19 protein-coding genes and 1 pseudogene are annotated in these 26,773 nt (G+C 61.2%); 13 read left to right on the top strand and 7 right to left on the bottom strand.

What is annotated here, in order from left to right; genetic code table 11:
• The first annotated feature begins 99 nt into the window (after positions 1-99).
• The 4 genes and pseudogenes from IHE30_RS09995 to IHE30_RS09980 form a co-directional block, all read left to right on the top strand.
• Positions 100-1,977 carry an ArnT family glycosyltransferase gene (locus IHE30_RS09995; protein WP_337690268.1) on the top strand — a complete coding sequence of 626 codons (1,878 nt, stop codon included), beginning with the start codon at positions 100-102 and terminating at the stop codon, positions 1,975-1,977.
• Between the two features lie 128 nt (positions 1,978-2,105).
• Positions 2,106-2,504, top strand: a complete 399-nt coding sequence (locus tag IHE30_RS09990) for an F-box-like domain-containing protein (protein ID WP_337690266.1) — start codon at positions 2,106-2,108, stop codon at positions 2,502-2,504.
• 113 nt (positions 2,505-2,617) lie between these two features.
• Positions 2,618-3,361: a hypothetical protein gene (locus IHE30_RS09985; RefSeq protein ID WP_337690265.1), complete on the top strand. Its 744-nt coding sequence runs from the start codon at positions 2,618-2,620 to the stop codon at positions 3,359-3,361.
• 151 nt (positions 3,362-3,512) lie between these two features.
• Positions 3,513-3,605: pseudogene (locus IHE30_RS09980) on the top strand (glutathione S-transferase N-terminal domain-containing protein); the annotation flags it as partial.
• An 81-nt stretch (positions 3,606-3,686) separates the two neighbouring features.
• On the opposite strand, the gene IHE30_RS09975 reads toward IHE30_RS09980, so the two are convergent.
• Positions 3,687-5,426 (bottom strand): acetoin dehydrogenase E1 component beta-subunit, encoded by a 1,740-nt coding sequence (locus IHE30_RS09975; RefSeq protein ID WP_337690264.1) that lies wholly within the window; start codon positions 5,424-5,426, stop codon positions 3,687-3,689.
• Positions 5,427-6,152: 726 nt separating this feature from the next.
• On the opposite strand from IHE30_RS09975, the gene IHE30_RS09970 reads away from it, so the two are divergent.
• The 9 genes from IHE30_RS09970 to IHE30_RS09930 all read left to right on the top strand — a co-directional run bounded on the left by IHE30_RS09970 (position 6,153) and on the right by IHE30_RS09930 (position 18,869).
• Entirely contained in the window at positions 6,153-7,907 is a 1,755-nt protein-coding gene (locus IHE30_RS09970; protein WP_337690263.1) for a hydrogenase maturation protein, read from the top strand.
• Positions 7,908-8,476: 569 nt separating this feature from the next.
• Complete coding sequence (locus IHE30_RS09965) at positions 8,477-9,688, top strand: acyltransferase family protein (protein WP_337690261.1); 1,212 nt, start codon at positions 8,477-8,479, stop codon at positions 9,686-9,688.
• Between the two features lie 290 nt (positions 9,689-9,978).
• Positions 9,979-10,230: an acyl carrier protein gene (locus IHE30_RS09960; protein ID WP_337690260.1), complete on the top strand. Its 252-nt coding sequence runs from the start codon at positions 9,979-9,981 to the stop codon at positions 10,228-10,230.
• Positions 10,227-11,480, top strand: a complete 1,254-nt coding sequence (locus tag IHE30_RS09955) for an acyl-CoA dehydrogenase family protein (protein ID WP_337690258.1) — start codon at positions 10,227-10,229, stop codon at positions 11,478-11,480. Before IHE30_RS09960 ends, IHE30_RS09955 begins: the two co-directional genes overlap by 4 nt.
• A complete protein-coding gene (locus tag IHE30_RS09950; RefSeq protein ID WP_337690256.1) occupies positions 11,480-12,445 on the top strand; it encodes an amino acid--[acyl-carrier-protein] ligase in 966 nt (321 codons plus the stop codon). The genes IHE30_RS09955 and IHE30_RS09950 overlap by 1 nt, the downstream gene beginning before the upstream one ends.
• Before the next feature lie 59 nt (positions 12,446-12,504).
• Positions 12,505-13,551, top strand: a complete 1,047-nt coding sequence (locus IHE30_RS09945; RefSeq protein WP_337690301.1) for a DUF1839 family protein — start codon at positions 12,505-12,507, stop codon at positions 13,549-13,551.
• A 71-nt stretch (positions 13,552-13,622) separates the two neighbouring features.
• The gene (locus IHE30_RS09940; protein ID WP_337690254.1) at positions 13,623-16,130 is read left to right on the top strand and encodes a glycosyl hydrolase 2 galactose-binding domain-containing protein; all 2,508 of its coding nucleotides are present in this window, start codon (positions 13,623-13,625) and stop codon (positions 16,128-16,130) included.
• Positions 16,127-17,977 (top strand): alpha/beta hydrolase family protein, encoded by a 1,851-nt coding sequence (locus IHE30_RS09935; protein WP_337690252.1) that lies wholly within the window; start codon positions 16,127-16,129, stop codon positions 17,975-17,977. The genes IHE30_RS09940 and IHE30_RS09935 overlap by 4 nt, the downstream gene beginning before the upstream one ends.
• 685 nt (positions 17,978-18,662) lie before the next feature.
• A complete protein-coding gene (locus IHE30_RS09930) occupies positions 18,663-18,869 on the top strand; it encodes a hypothetical protein (RefSeq protein ID WP_337690250.1) in 207 nt (68 codons plus the stop codon).
• A 38-nt stretch (positions 18,870-18,907) separates the two neighbouring features.
• On the opposite strand, the gene IHE30_RS09925 is transcribed toward IHE30_RS09930, so the two are convergent.
• The 6 genes from IHE30_RS09925 to IHE30_RS09900 form a co-directional block, all read right to left on the bottom strand.
• Complete coding sequence (locus IHE30_RS09925) at positions 18,908-19,732, bottom strand: helix-turn-helix domain-containing protein (protein WP_337690248.1); 825 nt, start codon at positions 19,730-19,732, stop codon at positions 18,908-18,910.
• 273 nt (positions 19,733-20,005) lie between these two features.
• Entirely contained in the window at positions 20,006-20,230 is a 225-nt protein-coding gene (locus IHE30_RS09920) for a hypothetical protein (protein WP_337690247.1), read from the bottom strand.
• Between the two features lie 120 nt (positions 20,231-20,350).
• Entirely contained in the window at positions 20,351-22,405 is a 2,055-nt protein-coding gene (locus IHE30_RS09915; protein ID WP_337690300.1) for an LTA synthase family protein, read from the bottom strand.
• Positions 22,406-22,427: 22 nt separating this feature from the next.
• Positions 22,428-23,255 carry an EAL domain-containing protein gene (locus tag IHE30_RS09910; RefSeq protein ID WP_337690245.1) on the bottom strand — a complete coding sequence of 276 codons (828 nt, stop codon included), beginning with the start codon at positions 23,253-23,255 and terminating at the stop codon, positions 22,428-22,430.
• 120 nt (positions 23,256-23,375) lie between these two features.
• Positions 23,376-24,428, bottom strand: a complete 1,053-nt coding sequence (locus IHE30_RS09905; RefSeq protein ID WP_337690243.1) for a GlxA family transcriptional regulator — start codon at positions 24,426-24,428, stop codon at positions 23,376-23,378.
• Positions 24,429-24,706: 278 nt separating this feature from the next.
• Positions 24,707-25,627 carry a YadA family autotransporter adhesin gene (locus tag IHE30_RS09900; protein WP_337690242.1) on the bottom strand — a complete coding sequence of 307 codons (921 nt, stop codon included), beginning with the start codon at positions 25,625-25,627 and terminating at the stop codon, positions 24,707-24,709.
• Between the last annotated feature and the right edge of the window lie 1,146 nt (positions 25,628-26,773).

The raw sequence follows: 26,773 nt of genomic DNA, 5'->3' as shown, positions 1-26,773 counted from the left end.
TCGCCGTTCGACAAACGAACAGGACGACTTCCTGTATGCTCGTCGCTCCCGCCGGTCAACCTGGCCGTCGAAACGGATAGTGCCCTCTCACAACGCTGTATGAAGTCTAAGCCAATTCGCCCGCCGCAGCAGGCGGCTCCCGGCACGTACCCAGGCGCGCCGACGCCGGATGCACTGTCGGCCACCGGCCCATGGGCCGCGTCCTCCCTCGCGCTGCGCCGCACCGCGCTTATCGTACTCGCCGCCCTGCTGTACCTGCTGCCCGGCATACTCGGCCACGCGCCGTGGAAGCAAGACGAAACCTATTCGTTCGGCATGATTCAATCGTTCCTGCACGGCAAGGACTGGATCATTCCCCTCAACGCCGGGCAGCCGTTCATGGAAAAGCCGCCGCTGTACTACTGGGTCGCGGCGCTGGTAGCCGGGAGCCTGTCGCGATGGCTGCCGCTGCATGACGGCGCCCGGCTCACGACGGTGCTGTGCAGCGCCGTCACGCTGCTGGTATTGGCAGCGTGGAGCCGCCTGCGCGCGCGCGACAACGGTCATACCGGCGGCGCGGCCGCGGGTGAGTGCCGCGATCCATGGCAAGCGACGCTCGTCACACTGTCGCTGTTCAGCGGCACCCTAATCATGGTCAAGCATGCACACGACCTGTTCACGGACGTCGCACTGGTGACCGGGACCGTCTGTGCACTGTACGGCTTGTACCGGATCGCGCTGCGCATGCAAGCCGGTCACCGCGCAGCGTTCGCCGACGTGGCATGGTTTGGCATCGGCACCGGCATCGCGCAGATGACCAAGGGACTGTTCATCCCCGTGGTGCTAGCACTGACCGCGGCCGCATTACCGGCGCTCACGCCCGCGTGCCGCTCGCGCCGCTACGTCGCGGCGGTCGTGGCCGCGGTAGGGCTAAGCATGCCGTTTTTTCTCGTCTGGCCAGCACTGCTCGCCCATCGCTCGCCTGAGCTGTTCGTCGCTTGGTTCTGGGACAATAACGTGGGCCGCTTTCTGGGTTTCTCGGTGGATCGGCTGGGCTCCGATAACGATCATGCAGTGGTACTGCGCGCGCTGCTGATCGGCGCGATTCCGAGTGGTCCGCTGGCCCTGTACGCGCTTGCGCGTGGTGGCTGGCGCAAGATCACCGAACCAGCGACCGGCATTGCGCTGATTTTCTGCGTGTTCGGCATCGGACTGCTGAGTCTATCGGCGACCGCACGGGTACTGTACCTGCTGCCGTTCGTGGCGCCACTCGCCGTGCTCGGCGCGGATGGCGTGGTGCAATTGCCCGCCGTGCTGCGACGCGGATGGAGCACGCTGAGCCTCGTGCTATTTACCGCGTTTGGCGCACTGGCCTGGTTCGTTTGGGCGGTGATGAGGCGGCCGATCGCCGCGCACGGCGCCGCTCGATGGCTGCAAAAGTGGCTACCGCTGGACTACGTGGTTCCGTTCCAGCCGCTAGCAGTGGCGATAGCCATTGCGTTGTGCGTCGCCTGGTTCGCCGCGTGTCGATATGCACGACGGCTCGGACCCGCCCAGGCGCCATTTGTCTGGTGCGCCGGCGTGACGCTTGCCTGGGGGCTGGTCTTCACGTTGCTGCTGCCGTGGCTGGACCGCGCAAAAAGCTATACGCCGGTGTTCGAGCAACTGGCCATGTCGCTTCATGCCAACTGGCGCAGCGGCGACTGCATGGCCAGCGTCGGCCTTGGCGAATCGGAAGCGCCGATGCTCGAATACGTGACCGGCATCGTGCATCGGCCGGTGCCGCCCGGCGCGGCTGCATCGAGCGTCTGCCGCTGGCTGATTGTGCAGGATGATAGGTTGATGCCGAACACAGACTACGAGGGCTGGAAGCGCGTGTGGCAAGGCGCCCGTCAAGGCGATACACATGAGCGCCTGCGCGTGTTCGTGCGCGACGACACGCAGTCGTCAGCACACAGGCCGCGGCACGAACACGCGCAGCCCACACCGAAAATGTAATCAGTGGGCCGTGACACCGCCAGATTGGTACGCAGTAAGAAAAAATCTGACCTGTTCCCGCGCGTGATTGGCATACAATCTTACCCATTGCTTTCGCCCAACGTGGATCGCGACCAACTGACCCGCCGATGGATCTCGACATCAACGACGCTTTTAATGCCGTCAAATCCGCCGTTTATGCAACCGACGGCCGATACGCCATCCAAGCCTCTGCCGCGCCCCCGCGACCCGCGCGCATCGACCACATCGTTTGTCGCACTGCATTGGCCGCGCCAGCAAGCCGGACCACCTATGACGATCTGCCGCCGGAGGTGATCCAGCAAATCGCGTCGCACCTGTCGTCCGACGATATCGCGCAGCTTTCCGCGCTGAACCAACGCTCCTATCGGATCCTGCGCGAACGACGACTGGCGTGGCATAGCTGCAGACAGGTCGACACGATCGTGGATCTCGCGTCACTGCAACAGTTACTCGACCAAACGCAGGATATCCAGTTCGAGCCCAGCCTGCGCACCGACCCATCGTAGCACTCTGGTACCGGCTGCCACGGCTGCCGGCCACCGAACAGCCGGAGGCCTTCAAGCGTCTATTCCGCGCGGCAGATGGAATCCCTCGATATGGCCATGTCATCCAGCAAGCCATGATCGTATCGATTGTCCAATACGCACCGCAGCAGCGCGTGGAATTATTCGACTTCGCCCAGGCGATTGCCGAGCAACATCGGGACGGCCATCAAAACCTGTGGGCGTCGCTTGCCTCGGCGCTGTCGTGCCTGCCATTGTGGCCATCGCAATTCGCGGCGCGGTATCAAGCGCTGTTGGGCCGCCTGCCCTCGCTTGGCCAGACGCAACAGGCCGAACTCATCGTCGTATTAGCGACGCAACTGTCCGCATTGCGAAACGGCAGCCACGGCGCGGCCCTCGACGTGTCAACGGAATACAAAATATTGCAGGACTGGACACGACGCCTGCCGCCCTCGCTTCAAGGCGCGCCAGTCGGCGCATTGGCCGCGGCCGTGAGCGAACTGTCCGATGCACAACGCCCGTTTCGCTACGCAGAGATGCGGCAGTTGGCGTTGGGGCTGGCCACCCTGCCTACGGCGCGGCACGCCGACGAGTTATCGACGCTAGAGTCCACGCTGTTGCACGCATCACCCCCGGTGCGCATACAAGCGGTCCACCGGCTGATCAAAACCACGCCCCGGCTGCACGGCACACTGTCGCAACAAATTTGGCAGCGTGCGCTGCGTTTGCTTGAAGCCGGTGGCACGGACGGCGTCGATGCGCTGGAAGTACTGGATGCGACACGACGCGACGGCGTGATCAGCATGCTGGGCAAAGGCCAGCGGGAAAATGCCGTGATGGAGACAAGGGCCTTTATTTAACGCAACTTTCTCACCACGCAGGTGAGTGCAGCCCTGCTTGCCTGCCTCATGCCGTGACTGCAAAATCCAATCGCAGCCGACAACAATGTGTCGACTTGGAGTGGCCCGCTGCCATCATCGCGCGATACAAAACCGATAACCGGCGCGTCAGATGCAACCGATCGGCGTGCTGGATTCCCCTTACATTCGCCGCATCGACATCACGCTGAAACACTTGGGCCTGCCGTTCGAGTACCGGCCAATAGTTGACATTGTATCGCCAGATCATCGTTGTATGGCAGCGTGTGCGCTCTCGCACACGCTGCCCACGCACACCGTTGGGCGGTTATTTCTCGGGCGAGGCCGGCGGCGTCGGTAGGTTATGCCAACGCTGCGCGGCGAGTTCTGGCACGACGCGGATCGGCGTCAGCCTCGAGCCCCTTCTTCGCGCATCGCCGTGATTGGACGCCGTCGACTCCGATACGCTGGTCTTCGGCAGATTGGACGCGCTGCCGTCCTGCGCGAAAACATTGTCGATCGACCAGCGTCTTGCGGGATGGCCCGTCGCGTCCATCTGCAGACAATTTTCGGCTTCCTGCAGCAGTGCAGAGCACAACTTGCATGCTCGTTTGAGGCACTCGTCCTCTGACAGACCTTCCACGAACGGACTGCTTAGCTGATCGATCCAATCGCGGTTCAACTGGCTCGGCGTCGATATTCCGCTCTCCTCGTACTGCTCGGACACGCTGTCCGCCAGTGGGTCGCGCGTTGTGTCACCCATCATCTCCGGCTCCAGGCCGCCATCGCGCTCTTGCAGCCATGCACCGGATCGTTCGGTCATCCGACTTGGCTTCTCGTTGTGTGACAAACCATCAACGGCCGCATCGTCGCGCGACGCATAAAGCCACTGGAGACCTATTCGGAGTCGTAGCCGCGATACGTCGTCCAAGTAAAACAAGTCGCGCCGTGAATCGCCCTCCGGAAAACCGTGATAGCTTTCCACTTTGATCCGATTGGCAAGTGTGGGAGGCACATTCAGGCGACTGAGCCCAGACGAAAACGCCTGCTTCTGGACGTCCGAGCCGTATGCGATGAACAGACGAGGCGCGTCGCCTGCCGGCACCGCATTGACCAGTCGACTAGCCGACCATGGCGATGCCTCACTGCCTCGGGCCCCAAACGGCACATTGGTGCACTGCCGGACATCATCGGCGCCGCCGTACGGTGACCACCTCAGGCGATCAAGCTCGACAGGCAAATGACGCGCGACGTCAAAACCAAGATCGTCATCCAGGTGCATAAGCCATTGCACGCCGAGTTCCCAGGATAGTTCGACAGGCGGCTCCCGATGCTCGGCACGCCCATCCGGCCCCAAGGCCGGCGAGATAAACGCTATGCCGGCGAACCCATGAGGCCTTGTTTTCAATAAATCGATCGCATGACCGGCCACGCGTGCACCGTGAGTGACCAGATACACGGGCGAGCCACGCCTCTGATTCGTATCCAGATAGGTATCGATGAAATGCATTGCCGCCCTCCCCGCATGAAGGTTGCCCCAAAAATCGCCATGACAGCCCGATTGGGTGGGATGGACGAAAACCAGATCGGACGCGTCAAGCAATGTAGAGAGATTGTCATATCGATCCCAGCTTTCTTGGCCTGAAAGGTCCCCGACGATAGGACCGACCGATGCTAGCAGCAGATAGCCGGTGGAACGCAGCGGATCATCTCGAACGCTGTCACCAAAAAAGAATGTGACAGGGCGGGACGAGGGCTCCACATCGCGTTGGGTATAGGCTACATAGACGATCTGGGCATCGTCGGGTGCGCTCTGAATCGGGACCATGCCGACGGTCGCCGCTAAATCTAGTGTTCCATCACCGTGCTGCATTTGATGATACGTCGTGACTGGCGTCGAAAGCGACTTGTCGGACGGCACCGAAACCGGCTCCTTGGGCAGCACCGAAGCATGGAGAGCGGTCGCGGGTCGCGTATCGGATTGACCAGCCACCCTAGCGTCGCCGACACCGGACTCGCCTCCCCCTCCGCCACACGCATTCATCGACAGCGCAACAGCGATCGTCATTGCGCGCAAGGATACGCGACCTGGCTTAATCAACCGGCTAAGACATTTATTTAATTCCATTTTCATGATGGTCACCATTTTAAGTGGATAACAGCAGCCCTCCGACGAATCGGATAATCTAAAAAAAAGACCGATGGTCTTCGATTAAATCTTAGACGCGGAGCAATAGCGCTGCCTCGGCACCGGCGTGCACGTCAACTCATTTGCTGGTTAAACTGCATGTAATGCAATTGAAAGTATGAGGCGCGAAACGTATCATGCGCGAAGCGCCAAGTAAAGATCAATAATGAAACAATCGTTGCTTATATAACGATTCGGGCGAAATATATGAACCAATGAAGCCACGCACACCGTTTTTATTGGTATAGTACAAAATGGATTAGTGTGTTTTGGATTGCTAATTCATCGGACAATACTGACTAATTTACCGCGACATCACGGTAGCCGGCATGGTGTACCTATCCCGCAGCCCGTGCCTCTCATGTTTAGGCAGTTCGGTCGGGATCGGCCCGGCATATTTTTCCTGGCATCCGGCATTGCCGGTCGATAGTTCCGAAAGCAAATTTCTTTGCTTAGGCGCCACGTAGCACCGTTTCAACGCCCATCACTTCGCATCCCAGTTGCTTTTTTCGGCATCCCCGTCGTCGCGCGAGGTGGGATTGCTACGCTTCACGCTGTATTCGCGTTTTCTGATTGCTCGATATCGCAACACCATCTGGGGGGCGCTTGGATATTCTGCTGTTTGCCTCAGCCTATAACGGCATGGTCCAGCGTGTTCATCGCGAACTCGTTGCACTGGCGCATCGCGTCTGCATCGAATTGTCGCCGGACCCGGATACGATGCTGGCTCGCGCCGAACAGGTCGGTCCTGACTTGATCATCTGTCCATTCCTGAAGCATCGCATTCCCGACACGGTATGGCACGCCTGGCCGTGCCTGGTCGTCCATCCGGGAATCGAGGGCGATCGGGGGCCATCCGCGCTAGATTGGGCGATTACCCATCAGCAATCCGAATGGGGCGTTACCCTGCTGCAAGCCAATGCCGAAATGGACGGTGGCAATGTGTGGGGAACACACCGGTTTGCGATGCGCAGGGCCAGCAAAAGCAGCATCTATCGACGTGATGTCATACCCGGCGCGGTGAAGCTCATTCGACAGGCATTGGCCGATTTCGCAGATCCGCGGTTCCGTCCGCGTCCGCAAGACTACGCTCGCCCGTCGGTCAAGGGCCGTCCCCACGTGCTGATGCGACAGGATGCACGCCGCATCGATTGGCGCACAGATGACACCGATACGATCGTCAACCGCATTCATGCGGCCGACGGCTTCCCCGGCGTGCGTGACGAGATCCATGGCCAGCCGGTGTATCTGTTCGGTGCGGTGGCCGATACGGGCATCGCGCATGAGGCTACGCCGGGTGCGTGGCTGGGTCAGCGGCACGGCGCGGTATGCCGCGCCACGCGGGACGGTGCCGTATGGATCAAGCAGATGAAGGCGGGGAGCCGCGGCCCAGGCGCCGGCATCAAGCTTCCGGCGATGCTGGCGCTGCGCGCCGCGTTCAGCGACACAGCCTGGCTCGAGCAGTTGCCCGAGCTGGACTCGCCTGCTGTCGAAGATATCCGCATCCACGTCGAACATCGGGTGGCATACGTCGAATTCGACTTCCACAACGGCGCGATGAGCACCCGCCAATGCACGCGCCTGACTCATGCGCTTGATGCGCTCAGTCGGCGCCACGACGTGCGCGTGATTGTATTGATGGGCGGCAATGATTTTTGGAGCAACGGCATCCATTTGCATTGCATCGAGGCCTCGCCGGATCCAGCCGGCGAGTCGTGGCGCAACATCAATGCGATAAACGACTTGGTGCGCACTATCCTGCTGACCGAACGCAAGATCACGATCGCTGCACTGCGCAACAACGCCGGTGCCGGTGGCGCCATCATGCCGCTGGCATGCGACTTCGTGCTGGCCCGCCGCGGCGTCGTGCTCAATCCGCACTACCAAACGATGGGCTTGTACGGCTCCGAATACTGGACTTACCTATTGCCGCGTCGCACCGGCGCCGCGCGAGCGAAGGCCTTGGTTGACGCCTGCTTGCCAGTGGTGGCGGACGAAGCGCTGAGCATGAACCTCGTCGACCACGTGCTGCCAGAGGATTGGACCGAGTATCACGCTTTGCTATTGCGCCATTGCCAGACGATCGCGCAAGACGAACGGTTCACGACGTACCTGAACATCAAGGCGCGCGTGCGACGCATGGACGAGCGGCGCAAGCCGCTGCAGGCCTATCGGGACGAGGAATTGCAGCGGATGAAAGCAACATTCGACGATCCGGGTGCCAGCTACCACGCACTGCGCCACCAATTTGTTCACAAAATCTCGTGTGCGGCAACGCCGCCCCACTTGCTCGGCGACGTCAGCATGCGGCAGCCGCACGATACGCCGCGCCAACGGGAGCCGTCGCCCGTTCAAGCGTAACAGCGAGCCGGCACGGACCCAACGGCGGCGCCGGCGGCCAGCGCACGCGCAGGCTGCGCTACAGCTATCGGCGTCCTGTTCGTCACAGATGGCCGCCTCCGTGCGATTGCGACCCCTCGCCTTAGTCAGGTACAACGCCGCGTCGGCCTTAGTCGTGAACGGAAAAGCATCACGAATGCTTCGCCATAAGCGCAGGTCAACGCGCGTCGTAGCATGAACATGCTGCATTGTGGCTTGGCGCACAGGCCGAAGTCGGCCCAGCCCGTAAGCTGCCAGCATGCGCGCGACGCCGGCGGTGCGCACCCACGGCGCACGCGTTGCCGCGCGCGAAACAGCATACGCGACGCAAGCGACGGCCCAGCCGCAGCGAGCCCACGACAGCGACCGCTGCGGCTGCCCCACGCACGGCTGTGCTGCGTCGACGCGGCTCGATCATGGGCACCCGCGCCCGGCCATACGGAGCGCAGGCGGTCCGATGCTGGCCACGACGGCCCGCCACGCCATGCGTCATGTCGTCGCTCGCCCATATCGAATGTGACTGAATAACCGCGACACGCGGGGATACCAGAATGAAAAAAACCTTTGATGGACTGGATCTGCTCCGGTTCTTATTGGCCGTCTACTTGACGCTCTACCATACCGTCTACGTGACCCGTTACGGCGCAGCATTGCCCTATCGCGCATGGTTGGGACTGGGCGGATTCGCCACCAGCAGTTTTTTCCTGCTCTCGGGCTTCATTCTCGCGCATGTTTACTTAGGCCAACAGCCGGGCGTGCTGCGCGGCGGCGCCAGGCGCTTCTTCGTCAACCGATTGACCAATCTCTATCCCGTCCATTGGATATCGCTGGCGCTGTTCCTGGCGGTTGGCGTGGCAGGTGTCAACCCGCTCAACCGCTTTTCGTTGATGACACTGGACAGACAAGCCGGCGGCTTTGAGTACCTGGACGGCATGACCACGTTGGCAATCATCGTCGCGACGGTATGGATGCTCCAGGCATGGCAACCGCTATACGAGGCCATCAACCCACCGTCCTGGTCACTGTCCGCGTTGCTGTTCTTCTACGCGTGCTTTCCATGGCTTGCGCCCCGGTTGCTTGCGCTGCGCCGGCCAGGACGCGCCTGGGTCATGCTGTGGCTCGGCTATCTGTTACTGCCCGTGGTATTCGCGATGCAGCACTGGTATGCACCGGCCTCGGTCGGCTTCCTTTATACCAATCCGCTGGTGCGCCTGCCCGAGTTTGCCGCCGGTATCCTGCTCTACGGCCTGTACCGCGAGCGCCGTGTCGACTGGCTCTGCGCGACACCCGCCCGCCGCGCCGCCACGCTCGCTTTCGTCGCACTGTCCTTCATCGGCGGCGTTAAGGTGCTCGAGCATGGTGGATTGGGCTGGCAGTACATCGTCCATAACGGCGCGTTGCTGCCGTCCCAGGCCGCACTGATCCTAGTGTGTGCTCACGTCACAATGCCCGCAGCGGCCGCGCGGCTCGCCACCCGGCTCGGCAACGCAGCGCTGTCGCTATTCGCCATCCATTTGCCGTTGTTTCTTATTTTCACCAAGCTGGGAAAATTGCTGACGATCGGCATGGACCCGCTGCAATGCGTGCAGCAGTTCACGACATGTGTGAACGCGTCGCGCGACGTCGTGCCGTCGATGGCACTTTACCCAGCCTACCTGGTCGGCACCGTGGTTGCAGCAGTCGTGTTCCAGGAGCGGATTGTCGTGCCGCTGCGCAATGCGTTGCGCAGCCGGCTGTCGCGCAAGCGCGCACAATCAGCGTAGTCGCGTTCGGGCTACTAGTCTGGGCCGACGCAGCGTATATCGCAGCCTACCTCATGTCGGACCTGTCGCTTGTGTGACAGCCATCATTGCAGCCGCACCGGCTGCTAAGTTCAGCCTTGTTGATCGCGCTGGCTTCAAATTTTCTTCGCGCTGGTGGAGGCGCCTGCGTTTTGTCGGGTGCCGCACAGATCTCGCGGGTGCGGACTGGTCTACTAGCTTCGCGCACGGGGAGTGCCACCGCCGGGATTTAAGCTACCCGAGCCGGAAAATGATTGATACTGGAGCATCCGATGAAAAATGAATTAAGACAGATCATCCAGGAAGTCGCTCATCTGGAATTATCCGTTGAGCGCCTTTCCGACAACGATGACCTCTACGAAGCAGGTTTATCGTCGCTGAACACCATTCAATTGATGCTTGCGATCGAAAAACACTTCAACATCGAAATTCCCGACCGCATGCTCAATCGCCATCTGTTCCAGAGCATCGACTCACTGACTGAGGCCGTCTCGCAATTGCAGCGCGACGTGCAATCCGCATGAGCGCAATCCCATTCGCCAACGGTGGTGAGCTGGTGCACGCCATTGCATTGCCCGAACTTGACGCGCGCCCGTCGGACGCCGACGAGCACGCGTTAGACAAAGCCGCGACCGCGGTAGCGCAGATCGCGGCGCGCTTCGCCGATGCCGTGGACCGCGAAGCCAGGTTCCCGAGCGAAGCCATCGACGCCATGCGCGAGCATAGGCTGCTCGGCGCAATGGTGCCTGTCGAATTGGGCGGCATGGGCGCGTCGCTGGCGGCCATCGCTTCAGCATGCCGCATTCTCGGCCACGCGTGCTCGTCCGCCGCGATGATCTATGCGATGCACCAGATCGAAGTGATTTGTGTATTGGAACACGCGCTGTCGGCGCCGTGGCATCGCGGGTTTCTCCGGCAGGTTGCCGAGCATGAGTGGCTGCTGGCATCCGCGACGTCCGAAGATGGCATGGGCGGCAATCTGCGCAACAGCCGCTGCGCGATCGAGCCCGATGGCGACGGTGCGTTCACATTGCACAAGCTCACCCCAACGATCTCCTACGGCGCCTATGCCGACGCCATACTGGCGACCGCCCGGCGCTCGCCGGACGCGCCGGCCGTGGAGCAAGTGCTCGTGACGATCCTGAAAGACGACACGACCCTGACTCGCCGCAGTGGATGGGATACGTTCGGCATGCGGGGCACGTGCAGCGAAGGCTTCGTGCTCGAGTCACGCGGCCGCCGGGAACAGGTCTTCCCCGTACCATTCGGCGAGATCGCCGAGCGCACGATGGTGCCGGCCTCTCACATCCTGTGGTCGTCGCTGTGGACCGGCATCGCTAGCGACGCGTTTTCCCGCGCGCATCGCTACTTCCGCACGCAGGTACAAGACAATCCGACCGGCACATCGCCCGCCGGTAGCCGAAGCGCCGAAGCGCTGGGTCTGCTGCAAGCCATGCAGGGACGCATCGACAGCGCGCTGCGCGTCCACGCACGCGCGGGCACCTCGGCCACGCGCTCGTGGTCCGAAACAATGGCCGACGCGGCTCAGATCAACACGCTCAAGACTTACGTATCCACCACCGCGCTCCAAGTCGTGATGCACGCGGTGATGATCTGCGGCATGGCAGCATACAAGAACGGCACGCCGTTCACGCTAAGCCGGCATATTCGCGATCTGTATTCTGCACCCCTTATGATCAATAACGACCGTATCGATGCCAATACGGCCAGCCTGTTGCTGGCGCAACGCCCCGCTTCGCTGGAGAGAGAATAATGGGCGATATCACGTTGCAACACCCACCTGCGCACGCGGCCGACATCGATGACCGGCACGACGTGAGCGCACTACGCGATGCACTCGTTGACGCGGGCCTGTTAATCCCGATGGGCGTGCAGGGCCTGTATGGCAGAAGCGAAGTGTTTGAGAACGTGATCGGGGCCATTGATGCATTAGTCACGCGCCTGGGTGCCGATCAGCATGCCGAGGTACTGCGCTTTCCACCCGCGATGAATCGGACCGATTTTGAGCACAGCGAATATCTGAAGGGATTTCCGCAACTCGCTGGAACGGTTCATAGTTTCTGCGGCTCGGAGCACGAGCATCAACGTGTGCTGCAATGCCTGGACCGGGGCGAGGACTGGACCGAATTTCAAAAGCCGACCTACGTGGTCATGACACCGGCGGCATGCTATCCCGCCTATCCGGTCATCGCGCGGCGCGGCGCGCTGCCCCCACAGGGCAGGACGCTAGATCTGTTCTCGTATTGCTTCCGCCACGAGCCTTCGCTGGACGCCACCCGGATGCAACTGTTTCGCATGCGCGAATATGTGCGCCTGGGTACGCCAGATCAGATCCTGGCATTTCGCACCGAGTGGATCGAGCGCGGCAAGCGGATGATGGCGCTGCTGGCGCTACCGCACGAAGTCGACTTGGCCAACGATCCCTTCTTTGGCCGCGGCGGCCGCATTGCCGCGTCGAGCCAGCGTGAGCGGAACTTGAAATTCGAAATGCTGGTGCCGATCGAGGGTGACACCCGGCTCACTGCCTGCCTGAGCTTCAACTACCACATGGACCACTTCGGCCTGCTGTGGGGCATCAAGACGAGCGATGCCGACGTCGCGCATACTGGTTGCGTGGGGTTCGGCATGGAACGCCTCGCGCTCGGACTGTTCAAGCATCACGGGTTCGATGTGCAGGCTTGGCCGGAACCGGTACGCAACGCGCTGTGGGGAAGCTAATGAGTGACGTCGTCTCGCCAATGGCCGCGCCGGACGCACTCACACAACTGGCGCCGCCGATGAAGTTGCCGCGCGATCCGGCGAGCTATCGCCCGCACGCGCTGCATGACGCGACCATGGTCTGGAAGCAGACCAATTGCTACGTTGACCTGTGGATCGAGCTGTTGTCGCAATGGGGCTTCGAGCCCCATGCCATGCTGCCTTTCACCGTCACGCAGGATTTTGAGGCAGACCAGTTCACCTTCTTCAAGGTGCCGTTGGAAGACTTAGAGCGGCTATACGGAATTGTCGTGCAAGAGCACGCCATCTTCGAGCCACTGCCGTACCACATCGATCAGCAGGTCCGGCGCGGCCACGTGATGCTGGTCGAGGTTGACGCGTGGCATTTGCCCGACACCCGTGGCCTCAGTTATCAACGCGAGCACACGAAGACGACCATCGGCATCGACGCGATTGACTTGCAAGCCGGCGAAATCGGCTATTTCCATAACGCCGGATACTATCGGGCCGCAGGCGACGACTATCGTGGGCTGTTCAGCATCGGCTCCAGTGCGTCGCTGGTGCCCTACGTCGAATGCGCGAAGCGGCGCTTTGAGCCGTTGCGCGGCCCGGCGCTGCATGAAGCCGTGCTCTCCCTGCTGGCGCGGCACTTCAAGCGCCGTCCCGCCAGTAGCCCGATCGCCGCGTTCCGGGCTGCGCTGGCCAGAAACGCTGCAGTCATCGCATCGCGCCCGATCTCGTACTTCCATGCGTATTCGTTCAACACGCTACGTCAACTCGGTGCAAACTTCGAGCTACTGGGCCGCTGCCTGCGATGGCTCGACGTACCCAATGCGAACGGTACCGACGGCACCGGAGCCTTTTCTGCTTGCGTAGCCGCCTGCCACACCATCGCCTCCGAGGCGATGGTGCTCGAATTCCGGCTCGCCAGGGCGTGCGCGCGACGCAACGAGGACCGTTGCGACAGTACGCTGGACATCATCGAGCACGCGTACGGGTCATTGATTGACGAACTGGGTGTGCAGTTGGGCGGCAACGACGTACCGCCACGGCTACAACGCGACTCGAACGCGGCCCACCCCGACACTCAATCACTGCTGCAATGAACCCGCAGCCTGCCCCAGCCGGACGCAGCACCGCCGGTCTCGGGCCTGGTCATGGGCGAGCGGCTTCGCCCATGTGGCGCTTGTGTACGACTGTGGCCAACGCCGCCCCCCGGCCACGCGATCTGCCACCTGCAGATGCATCGGAGTGGATCGACGCACCCGTGCCTGGAACCGTCGGCCAGGCACTCGCAGCCGCGAACCGGCTCACGCCGCTAAATGCGAGCCGGCTAGGTGAATACGACCACTGGTACCGGCTACCGCTGCAACGCGGCGGCGCCCGCCTGATCCGGTTTGACGGGTTGGCGGGCATCGCGCAGATTTGGCTGAACGACACGTTGCTGCTGCAGTCAACGAACATGTTCGTCTCGCAACAAGTGCACATCGACCCGCTGCCTGAGAACAGCGCGTTGTACCTATGCTTTCGGTCACTGACCCGCTACCTCGAGACCATGCCCGCGCCTCGCCGCGCTCGCTGGCGCACGCGCCTGGTCGATGCGCCGGCGCTGCGGGCGGTACGAATCTCGCTGTTCGGCCACATGCCAGGCTGGTTCCCGCGCATCGAGCCAATCGGCCCGTGGGGTGCCGTGGCCGTCATCGATGCTAACGCCGATACGGCCGCCCAGATCGTGCACCACACGCTGAACGCCTCGATCGAAGGCTGCGATGGGATCGTGGACGCGACCATCACATTTGCCGCACCGGTTTGCCACCCTCTGGACGCGGTTCTGGACTGCGAAGGCCATCATGTCCGTCTACAACGCCACGACCCGTTCACGCTGCGCGGGCGGCTCACCGTGCCGAACGCCAAGCGATGGTGGCCGCACACGCATGGCGAACCGGCGCGCTACGCCGTCTCGCTGCACTTGGACGGCGCGACCGTGGCATTGGGATACGTCGGATTTCGCACCATCGAGGTCACGCACGGCCACGACGGGCAGGGCTTCGCATTGTCCGTCAACGCGAAGCCAATCTTCGTGCGAGGCGCGTGCTGGAGCACCGCCGATCCGCTAGGGTTGCGCGTGTCGGCACACGACTATCACACATGGTTGACGCTGGCCCGGGACGCGGGATTCAATATGATCCGCGTCGGTGGCACCATGACTTACGAAGATGACGCATTTTATGCGTCGTGCGACGAACTGGGCTTGCTGGTCTGGCAAGACTTCATGTTCGCCAATTTCGACTATCCGTGCACCGCTCCTGATTTCGTCACATCGGTGACGCTGGAAGCCAGCCAATTTCTCGCACGCACGGCAGGTAACCCTTCATTGGCCGTGCTATGCGGAGGCAGCGAAATCGCGCAGCAGGCGTCCATGGTCGGCTTGAGTGACGAGCAACGCGATATGCCGTTGACCGCCCGCTTGCTCGCCGAGCTTGCCGCGACACATCGGCGCGACGTACCGTACGTATCGGACACACCGTCCGGACAGGTACTGCCGTTTTATCCCCGCACGGGCATCTCGCATTACTATGGCGTCGGCGCCTATCTGCGACCCTTGGAGGATGCGCGGCGCGCGGCGGTCCGCTTCGCTAGCGAATGCCTGGCGTTTGCACACGTTCCCGCCGATGCGACGCTTGCCGCAATCGGCTCGCCGTCGGTGCACGAACCCGCGTGGAAAATGGCCGTGCCGCGCGATCCCGGCGCGCCATGGGATTTCGACGACGTGCGCGATCATTATTTGCGCGAGCTGTATGGGCAAGACCCGGCGCGGCTCAGAGGACAGGATCCGTCACGCTACCTCGAACTATCGCGAGCCGTGCTCGCCGACGTCGTATCCGAGACACTGGTGGAATGGCGCCGCACTGCGTCCAGCTGCGCGGGCGCATTACTTTGGCAATTTCAGGACGTCATGCCAGGCGCCGGATGGGGCATCGTGGACGCGTTCCGGCGTCCCAAGTCGGCCTGGTATGCGCTTAAGCACGTGCTCCAGCCGCAGCAGGTGTGCCTGTGTGACGAAGGGCTGAATGGACTGGACGTGCACGTGTTCAACGACGGCGCCGCTCCGTTGCAGGGACGGCTGGAGTTGGTCGCATTGCGCGACGCCACCGTGCCGGTCGCACGGGCGCGTTGCGAGCTTCATATCGAACCGCACGGCGCACGCCAAGTCAGCGCGGCCCAGTGCCTAGGGCGCTTCTTCGACTTCACCTACGCGTACCGGTTTGGTCCGCGCGAACACGACACGGTCATCGCATCGCTGTACGATCACGAGGATCGGCTACTCGCACAATCGTTCTATTTCCCGGAGCGTACCGCGCCGGCCATCTTCGAACGCGGCGATATCGGTCTGAGCGCCTCGCTGGAACAGCGTGACGGCCAATGGTGGGTCAACGTCGGCACGCGTGCGAGCGCGCGCTACGTGCAGATCACTGCGCCGGGCCTGCTGCCGAAGGACGACTGGTTCCATCTGGCGCCCGGCGCGAACGTGTCTGTCCCGCTGCTGCCGGAACCGACATCCTTGCACCCTCTTGCGTCATTTCACTCGGGAACCCCGCCTCTGGACACGCACGACGGCCCGGGGGCAATCGAAATACGCGCAGTCAATTCCAACAAAATCATTCGCTTGAGGAAACCATCGTGATACCGATTACATTCGATGATTGCGTCGGATGGCTGCACGAAGGACGCTTGCCGCGGGGCGTCGTGCTGTGCACTGCCGTCGGCCACGAAGGCCTGTGGACCCATAAGCTGATGCGTGCGCTGGCAGAGCGGCTGGCGCGCGAGGGCATCTGGGCGCTGCGGTTCGATTATCCCTGCTGCGGCGACTCGGCGGGCGACGACCTGGACAGCGGCCGGTTTGATAAAAGCATTGCCAGTATTGGCCGAGCCGTGCACGCGCTGCGCGCCCATGCACAGCTGACCGATGTCACGCTAGTCGGCCTGCGCGCCGGTGCCGCCATGGCGCTATTGGCCTGCACGATGGATACACCTGAGGCCGTGCAGGTCGATGCATTCGTCGCGCTGTCACCCGTCGTGCGAGGGCGCACCTATATGCGCGAAGTGGCCATGGTCGAGCGTCAATGGCTGGACACGACACCACCCGCGGTGCAGCAAGCGCATGCCGCAGAACCCTGCCTGAGCGTGCTCGGGCATCGCTATCCTGCTGACTTCGTCGCCGCGTTGCGGGCGATTGACCTGTGCGCCGCCGTCGGGAGCGCGGCTTCGCTACCCCGCTCCGTGCTGCTCATCGATACCGATCGTGGCGACAGTGCGGTGCTGCAAGCGGCGTGGCAGGCCCGCGGTGTCCAGGCCACCTTGCAGCCGTTTCCCGAATCCGTCACAACATTGGTCGAAGGCATCCGCTCCCGACTGCCACTCGCCAGCCTCGAAGCGAGCGTCGCATGGATTGCTACGCGACAGATGCAAGATACCCCCGTGGCACAGCCCATGCCAGCACCGGCCGTTTCGTTGCATACGACCGGTGCGCACCTCGTGCTGCCCGACGCCACCGAGAGCACCGTGCAGATTGGCGCCGCGCCGCTGATCGGAACGCTGTGCCGGCCAGCTGCCCCGACGCCGGGCGGCTCAGGCATGCCAGCATTGCTGTTCGCCACGACCGCTGCCAATCCCCGCAGTGCCGATGCACGACTTGCGGTGCGTCTCGCGCGGCAGCTCGCCGCCCACGGCATCGCCTCGTTGCGCGTGGACGTGAGCGGCGTCGGCGACAGTGGCGCCTGCGTGTTGGACGATCAATCCGTCGTCCCCTACTCCGGCCAAGCCGTGACGGACGTGGTCGCGGCCGCGGACTGGCTCGCGGAGCAAGGCTACCGCGATGTCGTGGCGCTGGGTATCTGCTCGGGTGCGTATGCGTCGCTTCAGGCCGCGTCGCGTTCGGCGGCCGTAACCGGGATAATTGTGATCAACTTGCCCCGGTTCATCTGGCCAGCTGGCTTGACGCTCGCGGACGCGATTACTCAACAGACCAATTCGGCACGCGGCTACCTCGCGTCAGCACGCGACCCGCAGAAGTGGAAAAGACTATTGCGACGCCGGCGTGACCTGCGCCCCGTTGCCAAGGCGCTCATACGGCTGACGGCCGCCAAGCTACGCGTGCCAGCAATGCGGCTGCTCGAACGGGCGGGTTGGCGCCCGCCGGCTCACTCCGAGCGTGGGTTAATGCACGCGTTGGCGCGCCGTGGGGTGAACGCACTATTGATCTATGGCGAGTTCGACCCGGGACTGGACGAGCTGTCGCGCCACTTCGGGCCTGCTCATCGGGCGTTTCGCAGGCAACGACAGATCGACGTACAAACCATCGCGCACCTTGATCACTCAGTATACGGGACACAAGGCGCCGATGCGATCATCGAGTTATGCATACGCACGTTGATGCGCTGGAGCGCCGAACCTAGCAGCATGAGTGGCTTGCATAGACCTGCGCCCGCTACCGAGCCCCGTTCGGCGACCGCCTCGATGCATGTCCAATAGCTACGTTCTCGAATGTATTGCCACCATGCCGCGGCTTGACGCCGTGGCCCGTTGCGACTGCCACGTCGGCCTCGCGCCGGCACCTGCCACCTATCTTTTGCTTTATACCTAAATCGACGTTTGCCGTTTAGTTAATCCCAGCATCATTTGCTATGTTCATTAATAGCAAGTTAATTATCCGCGTAGAATTATTTCAAAATATAATATGCCGCTGCCCCGCGACATCCACCGTGCCGCATTTACGTCACAATTGAATGACAGCAGGACGGTTGCTTCAACACTGGATAGATGCCGAGGTGACCGCCTACAAGCCCAGTCCGCAGTTTGCCGCTACTAATACACCTCATTCAAACGGTTCCTGCGCTTGTCTGTGCATCCCATTGCGGTTTAACTCATCATATAAATTTTTTGCCAGCTATTGCAGTATGATTTGGAGCAGATTAATATGCGCTCCTGGCTTCGAAAAAAGTTTGTGGTGCAACGCAATTCGAGCCGGCGCATTATTCTGTCCAGGCTGCAATTAATACCTACTCACCGCGGTTAATCCATTGGATACAGTCAAAAATGCCGTCCAGTGGTGGAAGACGAATTGTCCTAACCGCCGGGGGAATTGGCATATTTAACCGGATTTTTTGCCAGCCCAAGTCATTTCTACAGAACCGGGGTTGTTAATCAGGAGCCGAGAATGTTGAGTCCACACGAATTTGCGACCCTCATGCTTATCAAGCACTCGCCAGACCAGATCGATCTGAGTCGCGCTGAACTTAGCACGCTGCTCGAGCGCCAACTTGTCGTATTACACGATCAGGCCGCCGGCGGCCACTCGCCGCAGCTGACCCGGGTCGGCCAATCGATCCTCGATGCGTGCTCGCGCGTGCGATTTTCCGCGTAGTTCCGCCAATTAAGTCGTCCAGGCGGACGCCAGCACACCTAGACGGCGGCGAGCGCAGCCGCATCAAGGATCCGGATGTTCCTACCCTGCGTATTGACCAGCCCTGCCCGGCTGAAGCCGGACAATATCCGGCTCACGGTCTCAAGCTTCAAGCCCAGATAACTGCCCATCTCCGCCCGCGTCATCCTCAACTGAAACTCGTTCGGCGAATAACCCCGCGCGGCGAAGCGCTTTGATAGATTGAGCAGGAACGCCGCCACGCGTTCGGCGGCGTTCAGCGTGCCCAGCCATACGCTGAGCCCGGATTCGCGCACGATCTCTCCACTGAGCATCCGGTGCAGATGCCGCTGCATCACCGGCTGCCGATGACAGAACGCCTCGAGCCGCGCAAATGACACCGTACACACTAAGCTGTCTTCGAGCGCAATGGCATCCCAACGATGGCGGTCCGAACACACGCCATCCAGGCCCAGCGCGTCGCCCGGCAAGTAAAAGCCGGTAACCTGCTCGCGACCATCGCGCAGCACCGTAACCGTCTTGAACGAGCCGGTCTTGATGGCAAAGATATGGCGGAATGGATCATCGCAACGGTGCAGCACGTCGCCACGGCGCACCAGACGCTTCGTGCTGACGACCTGATGAAACTGCTCGATGTCGTCGCTCGACAATTCCGGCGGCAAGCACAGGTTGCGCAACGCGCAGCTCGAGCAGCGTGACACGTCGCGCCGCTTCGACTCGCCGCTGTCAAGCGCGACACGCTCGTCGATGTGGTGCACGCTGTGACAGCTCGCCGCGTTTGCGCGATACGTGGCATCGGCATCGGCATGCGGCCCGGCAGGGTGTTCGGCAATAGAGAGAATCATGGCGCAAATTATACTGGTGCCTGCGGCATGAATCGCGTCCTGCACGGTGAATGCGACCGCGTGACGCATATGGCCGCCGCCCGGCACGGCGGGACTCCCGATGCCACAATGGGGTGGCGCACCGAAGCGGCCAGTCGACTTCGGGCCAGTCGACTTCGACGACTTCCGGATCATCGCTGCCGTGGAGCGCAAACCCACAGTCCCGCACAAGCGACAACATCCGCGAAGAGCAGATCGCTACCGCGAACTCGGCCTTATCATTGTCCGGATCGGCTACCACCCGTACCACGCCATGAATGACCGTGCGCGTGTCCTACTGCGTGCACGCAATGAGCGCCATCTCGCGGTCGTAGTCGCGGCATCGGCATCGCGCGCGCTGGCCACGGCATGGCGGTGTTGCGCCGCCGGCCCGGCTTCGTCGCCCGCAAGCCGCGGCGACACCGGCAGCGTCACGATTCCCCCCGGATCAAGCAAGGCATCAAGAGGGCGGACGGTCATCGAGGTCTCACGATCGGGTCTCGGATTGGCCGACTATGCGCCCAATGCGGCGATCATGCCAGTGCCACGGTGGAGCCGATGACGCCCGATCGATCTGCATTGCGCACCGGTTAATGTTGGTCAGTATCCTTCGCCCGTGCGCGCACGAATGACCTGGTAGCGCACATACCAGTCCGCCAGCGCGATCCGCGCCCGCGCCCGTGCGGCCTGCTCGCGAAGCAGCGCTGAGGGTGCATCATCCGGTACGAGCGCGTACATGGGGTGCTGCCAGCGGAATGCGGCTGGCTCGCCGATCAGCGGCATCATCGCGCCGTCGCGGCTGAACATCGTCTTGAAGCCAATCACGGCAAATTGCTCAGCCGGCGTAGCGGGCGCAAACAGACTGTGCCCGAACGCCGGATAGCGCGCATCGGACAGTGCCAAATGATACAGCGTCGGAAAGAAATCTGCGTGTCCGGCGTAGCGCTCCAGATCCGGCACGAAATGAGGGCGATACTGCGGCGGCACACGGAAGAAGCCTGGTACACGATACAGCTCTCGGCTCTGCTCCGGCCGCTGATACCGAAACAGCCCACGCATGTTGTGATCACCGGTTGCCGCGATAATGGTCTTGCTGCCAAATGGCGCGGCCTCGACCCGGCTGATGAACATGCCCAGCTGATGAGTGGCATATTGATAGCTTTGCACCATGCGGCTGCCCTTGTCGAAATCGGCCGCAAAATGCCGGCGCATGTCGCTCAAGTCCAGCGGCGGAGGTAAATAGTGACTCGGCACGGTATGAGGGGGACGGTTCGTTGTACTCATGACGAACAGAAAGATCTTCTGGCCTAGCGCCTCGCGAGTGGCCAGCAAATCGAACGCGAATCGAAACAGATACTCGTCGTACACGCCCCAAATCGTGCGTTTTGCGTCCGGATACCTGCCGATAATGGCCGTCATGTCGTACACTTCGTCGAAGTTTTGACGCCGCATCGTACGCGCCACGGACCGCCACGCACCGCAGCCGCCATAAACAAATACGGTTCGATAGCCTTTAGTCTTAAATGGCAGCGCGGCCGATGTTGAATAGGTGACAAATCCCTGGTCGCCTTGCGTCAGTGGCGAAACCGGCGAGTTGAGCAATAGCGCCTCAAGCGCCGCGTGGCCGCCGAGCCGTGCTGGGAAAACGTTGCGGAACAGGTAATCGCTTTGCAAATGCTCTGCCATCACGCCCGCCAGGTCGGTGGAGGCCGTGCTAAATTCGAGCGGATGCGCACCCCATGACTCCATCAGCGCAAAAACCACATGGGGTGGATGCGCAGCCAGAAATCGGTTCTCCGGGGTACGGCGGAACACCACACTTTCCAGATCCGGCGGTGCACCGGAGGGGGCGCCAACCGCAAGGGCCAGTTCATCGGTGGAGCGGAACCCGTAGCGCGCCAATTGGCAGGCGGGATCTTCGTCGATTCTGGCTTGACTGCGCCGGTCAACATAGGCGTCGTATAGCGCCTGTGCTGCATTGCGCACCGAGTCATTGACCCATCCGCGCGAGGAAATCTCCGCATCGTGTGAATCGAGCGCGGACTCGCCCAGGCCACCACGGGCCAAGCCGAGCAGCAACACGATCAGCACCGTACTGTCCAGCACGCAACGCATGCGATCGCGAGGCTGTGCCTGCTCGTTTCGCTCAGCACGCGCGCTCCCGGAAATCCGCAGGATGATCCACATCTGTAAAGCGGTAAAAACCGCCATCAGTAGCGCACATCGCACGACCGGATACTGACTTCGCACCGCCGCCAGCATCCCCCATGGATCAGCACCCAGCAACCCAAACACCATCGGATTGAATGGGCTGCCATAGAAATCGTAGTAATAGAATTGGCAAGCGGAGCCGAGGTTCACGCACAGCAGTATCGCTGCGATCGACAGGCGCTGCAGCAGCCCGGCGGCGCGCTTAAGGGGGCGCCACTTCGTCACCACGAAGACTGGCAGCAGCACCACCAGGATCGCGATCGAGAGTACCCTCAAGTCAAATCGCCAGCCTATCCAAAGCGCGTGCAACACCTCAGCGCCGTGGTCGAACACTTGCGCAGCACCGCCGTAGTAAAACAAATAAGCAATGCGAAATGCCTCGAAACTGACACTGCCCATCATCAGCACGAGGAGTGCGGACCTGACAAATCTCAACGAGCGCATCATATTCGCTCAGCTTGACCGTTCAAGCCGTGTGACGCATGCGCTGCATGGCAAAATACTCGCTTGCCTCGTCCCACGACAACTCCAGTCCAAAATATGGGCCTTGGAAAAAATCGATATTCAGCGTTCTAGCGATTTCCAACTGGTCTCGCGTCTCGATGCCTGCGGCGATGACTTTCAAGCCGAGTTTCCGACAGAGGTCGCATACGCCGGCGAGAACGACGCGCCCTCGGGCACAATCCGATCCGCAAACCAGGTTCTTATCCAGTTTTACCGAGTCGAAATGCGTGCCGGCAAGTCGTTGGTAGTTCGTATAGCCGGCGCCGAAGTCGTCAATAATCACTTTTGCACCGCTGTCTCGCAAGCGCTCAACACAGCTTAGTGTGCTATCCTTGGCAAGCGACACGCCCGCACCGAGTTCTATCTCGACATTCAAGTAGCGCAACGCCTTGATCACTTCGTCAAATGCCGGGCCGCATGCTATCGTATCTGAATGAAGCTTGATCGAGACAGCCGGATACATCTCGCGCTGCGCCCATCGGCCAATGGCCTGCTCAACCTCCTCACAGAGCCACACATCAACCGAACTAACGATGCCGGTGCGCTCCAAGCAACCGAGGAAGCTGTCCGTTCCAGCACGCCCAATTGTACCTTTGAGACGGGCTTGGGCCTCAAATCCAACGCACTGCAAATCCGACGCGGCGATCTTAGGTAGGTAGCGCACATCCAAGCCATCCCGGGCAATGAGATCGATCACTCGGCTGGCATCGATCCATGCTGCCTCAGCCAACGCCTTGGAACGCCGGGTGTAGATATCCAGCTCTCTGCGCAAGCTGTTTTGCATATCCATGATCATTCGTTCACCCGTTACTCGGGTAAGCCGCCGCCATGATACGGCATCGCCCATCGCGGCCGCGCTCATCCGATGGTTGCATCGCACTGCGCGTCTGGCCGGCCGCGCGCAAGACGATCAGGGTTGATCCATGCGTCGCCGGGCAGCGTTTCGGTAAGACGTCGGCGACGTGAACATGCGCTTACGGAATAATGTCGCCAGTCGAACCCCGCTGCCCAAGCCGGTACGGCGGGCAATTTTGTCGACCGGCAAGTCTGAGCGCACCAGCAGTTCGCATGCCTTTTCCAAGCGACAACGGAGCAGGAACTCCGACGGCGTAATACCCATTTCCAGCTTGAAACGGCGCAGGAAATTACGCTCGCTCATGGCGGCCGCGCGTGCTGCATCTGAAATCGATAACGCGCGCTCGCATCCGGACTGTAACCGGCGCGCCGCGGCACGAATCGTGTCGCTGACTGCCGCAGTCGGATGCCCCATCCACTCGATGACACGGCGCGCGCAGCGGGGCATCAGGAACTCTGCTACGTCCCGGACAACCTCTTGACTATAATCACGCGAAACCAGGGACATCGCAGTAAAAAAGCCATCGTTAGATCGATAGCAGTCGGAAACACAACCGGACGCGGGCCCCGGCTTTGGCGAGGAGCGGATGCGCCGCAGGCTCTGCTCAGGCCAAGCAGGCACGCCGGCTGCTTCCAGCACCATCGAGCCCTCGCCCACCGCACATACAGTCCGTGTGGATGGACCGATTTTACGCAACCAGCCGACCAGCCCGAAATCTTCGGAAGCCGCGCGGGCGCCTGGACCGCCGGCAATGAGCACCGTATCCGTGGAAGCGCCGAAATAGCGGGCGTCGAGCCCGTCCGTCCACACACGAATGCCCGAGGTTGACGCCATCACCCCGCCACGCGTGGACATCAGCCTAACCACATAACGGTTGCGCCATTCATTGCTGCGCTCTAGCACCCGGTTTGCGACGCTAAGCACATCCGCCACCGCCGCGACGTCCGCCAGCGAGAATGACTCGTAGAGAAAGATCACGACGACCCGGTCAGTTGAGGCTTTGGCTACCCCAACCTCGCCCCTGACTTCCTCCAATAACTCTGTATGTCTTAAGTATCCCATATGGCCTGTCAAAACTATCTTTGGCAAGAGCCAATGCATCAACATGCATCGTAAGCTTCATTGCCGGTTTTCGAACACTGCGCGTCGGATGGGCGAAAACTAATGGCGGGTATCCGCTGGTTTGCTTTCATTTTTCCGGTCAGCACCTTTGGCATTTGGCCGGCGCCACAGCGGGCTGCCACGGCATGCCCACAGACCCAGACCCGCCCGGCCACCTGTGCTACGATTCGGCTCCGTCGTCGCACCAAGCACGCGCCGGATGGGGCAAGCCTCATCGATCCGGACCACGCGCAACGTCGTGTTGCAAGCCATCGACCGCTCCCTTACCATTGAAAGCCGCCTGCCGCGACCGCCCCGAAGTAGCTTCGTCCATTGGCACTTGCGGCAAGCTTTATCACCCAACGATCATCCGAGGTCACGTGCGATACGCCAAATGCCATGCCAGCCCTACCACGGTATGACGCACTAGATGCAGTCGCAATGCTTCGTCCAGCAGCAGTGGGTTGCGGCAAGCCGGCAACGGCCATCGCCGACGCGATGCCAGCGGACGCATCGCCATCAACGCGGGCAACCGCCTCATCCAGCTGCGCCTTATTGACTGCGTCGGTGGAGTGGGTGCCACGCGCGACGTTGACGATTCTGCGCTCGCTACCTGGCGCCCCGACGGACACGCGGGCGTCATCGATGCTCATGCCCGGTGGCAACCTCAGCGGCGTGGTTGAGAGTTCAGTGACCAGCGAGTGCAGCAATTCGCGACGTAGGGCATAATGAGGGGGGTCGCTGTCGGACGTCGATTCGCTCGGTGCGGGCCGGTCCGAGTCCGGATATCGGACCACCTCCGAATGCTGGTCCGGGTCCGAATGCCCAACCTCGAGCAAACCTGCGTGGGAAGATGTATTGACAACGCCGCCGTCTTCAGCGGGAGCCAGCGGTGCAGCGGCCGCGCGCGCCTTTGCTCTCTCGAACAAATGCGCGTAGACGTTTTTCATATGCATTTCAGCGGCGAACTGCTGACGGATCGCCTCCGATTGTTGGCTGGCCTCTTCCCAATTCGATAACGCCTCCTTGACCAGTCCAGCCGCCTCCGCCATCATGGATGCACGCTCTCCCAAGTCGTATAGCTGCGCAGGAGGAACATGCGAGGACAACGGGAAGTTCGGCTCCGTCCTTTCAGGGGCAGCCATTTCAATGGCTGCCCACTGGGCCCGACCTTCCTTAATCAGCTCCGCAATTTTACGATCCATCCTGTCGAAATCCTGATCCAGTTCAGAGCTGACGTGAGGCGGACTTTGCGGACTCTCGGGGGTAAAGAATGGCTCCCTATTTCCATTGTTGCTCTGAGGGCTAGCGCTGGTCAAGCTACGCTGGCTACTGAGTTGCAAGCGCCGTGGAACCGGCGACACCGCTGAAGATAACGGGGCAACGCTGCGGTAGTCGGCAACCTCCCTCGCAGCACTTGAAAAGGCAGGGTCGAACGGGCCGATGCCATTATTATTAACATAAACATTATCTGCGGCCGCTACCGCTCGTGAAAGCGCTATTCCCGCAGCGATGCCAAGTATGCGCAAATTACCCGAGACTCTAAATATGAGGTAATTCGAGCGGCGCCCGAACGCGATCTGTTGCATCAACGTTGGCCTTGCATAACCGAATCCTCTCATAACTCCGCTCATTCGACTCCCCTTGTAGGCGCTTGACCTCGGATCGGGATGTAAGCGGAATGTATGTCTGCGCACTTCCGAATGCAATCGGACAAGAATATTCGTGCGGAATGCAAAAGGGATATGTCGGCTAGACCATATGCAACTCGTTGAGCAATTTCAAAATTCGCCAATAAATTGGGCACGCTCATTAAATTATTCCGCTTACAAAGGCCATATAAGTCGCATCCAAGCGGCAACATATCGCCAATGTTGCACCAGGCGAATGCGCTTAGATATCGACTGTTACGGCACGGACCGACCAGTGTTTTACGGCGGCGGCTGCACATCTGGAGTCTCGTTGCACAGCACACGCCTCCTCGGGAAGGCGCAGTTACACAAAAGCCGCGTGGTCGCGGCGGCCGGACCATGCGTTGTACATTCGCGCTCCGCGCTGACGATGCAGCTGAAAATCGGCTGCAGACGAAGACTGCAATCGCATCACGATGACAGTGTCGAGGAGCAGAAGCTTATTCGACAATCGTGGGCTACCATGGCGGCTATGCGAAGCCGTCGCCCCAGTCAACGAACCACATGACGGTCCGTGCTCGTTACCGACGTCCACCACACAATGGAAGCAAACAAAATCGATATGGCATGCGATCAATGCGAGCTTTGATACGGAAACACTGGTACGGATAGCATTGAACCAGCCTCTATCGGTGCACAAACTGGACATACATCGGTACC

The sequence above is a fragment of the Mycetohabitans sp. B46 genome, from assembly GCF_037389205.1.
In the GTDB taxonomy this organism is placed as follows: Bacteria; Pseudomonadota; Gammaproteobacteria; order Burkholderiales; family Burkholderiaceae; genus Mycetohabitans.
The sequence above is the reverse complement of the archived record's forward strand: the minus strand, read 5'-3'. Positions and strand labels throughout refer to the sequence as shown.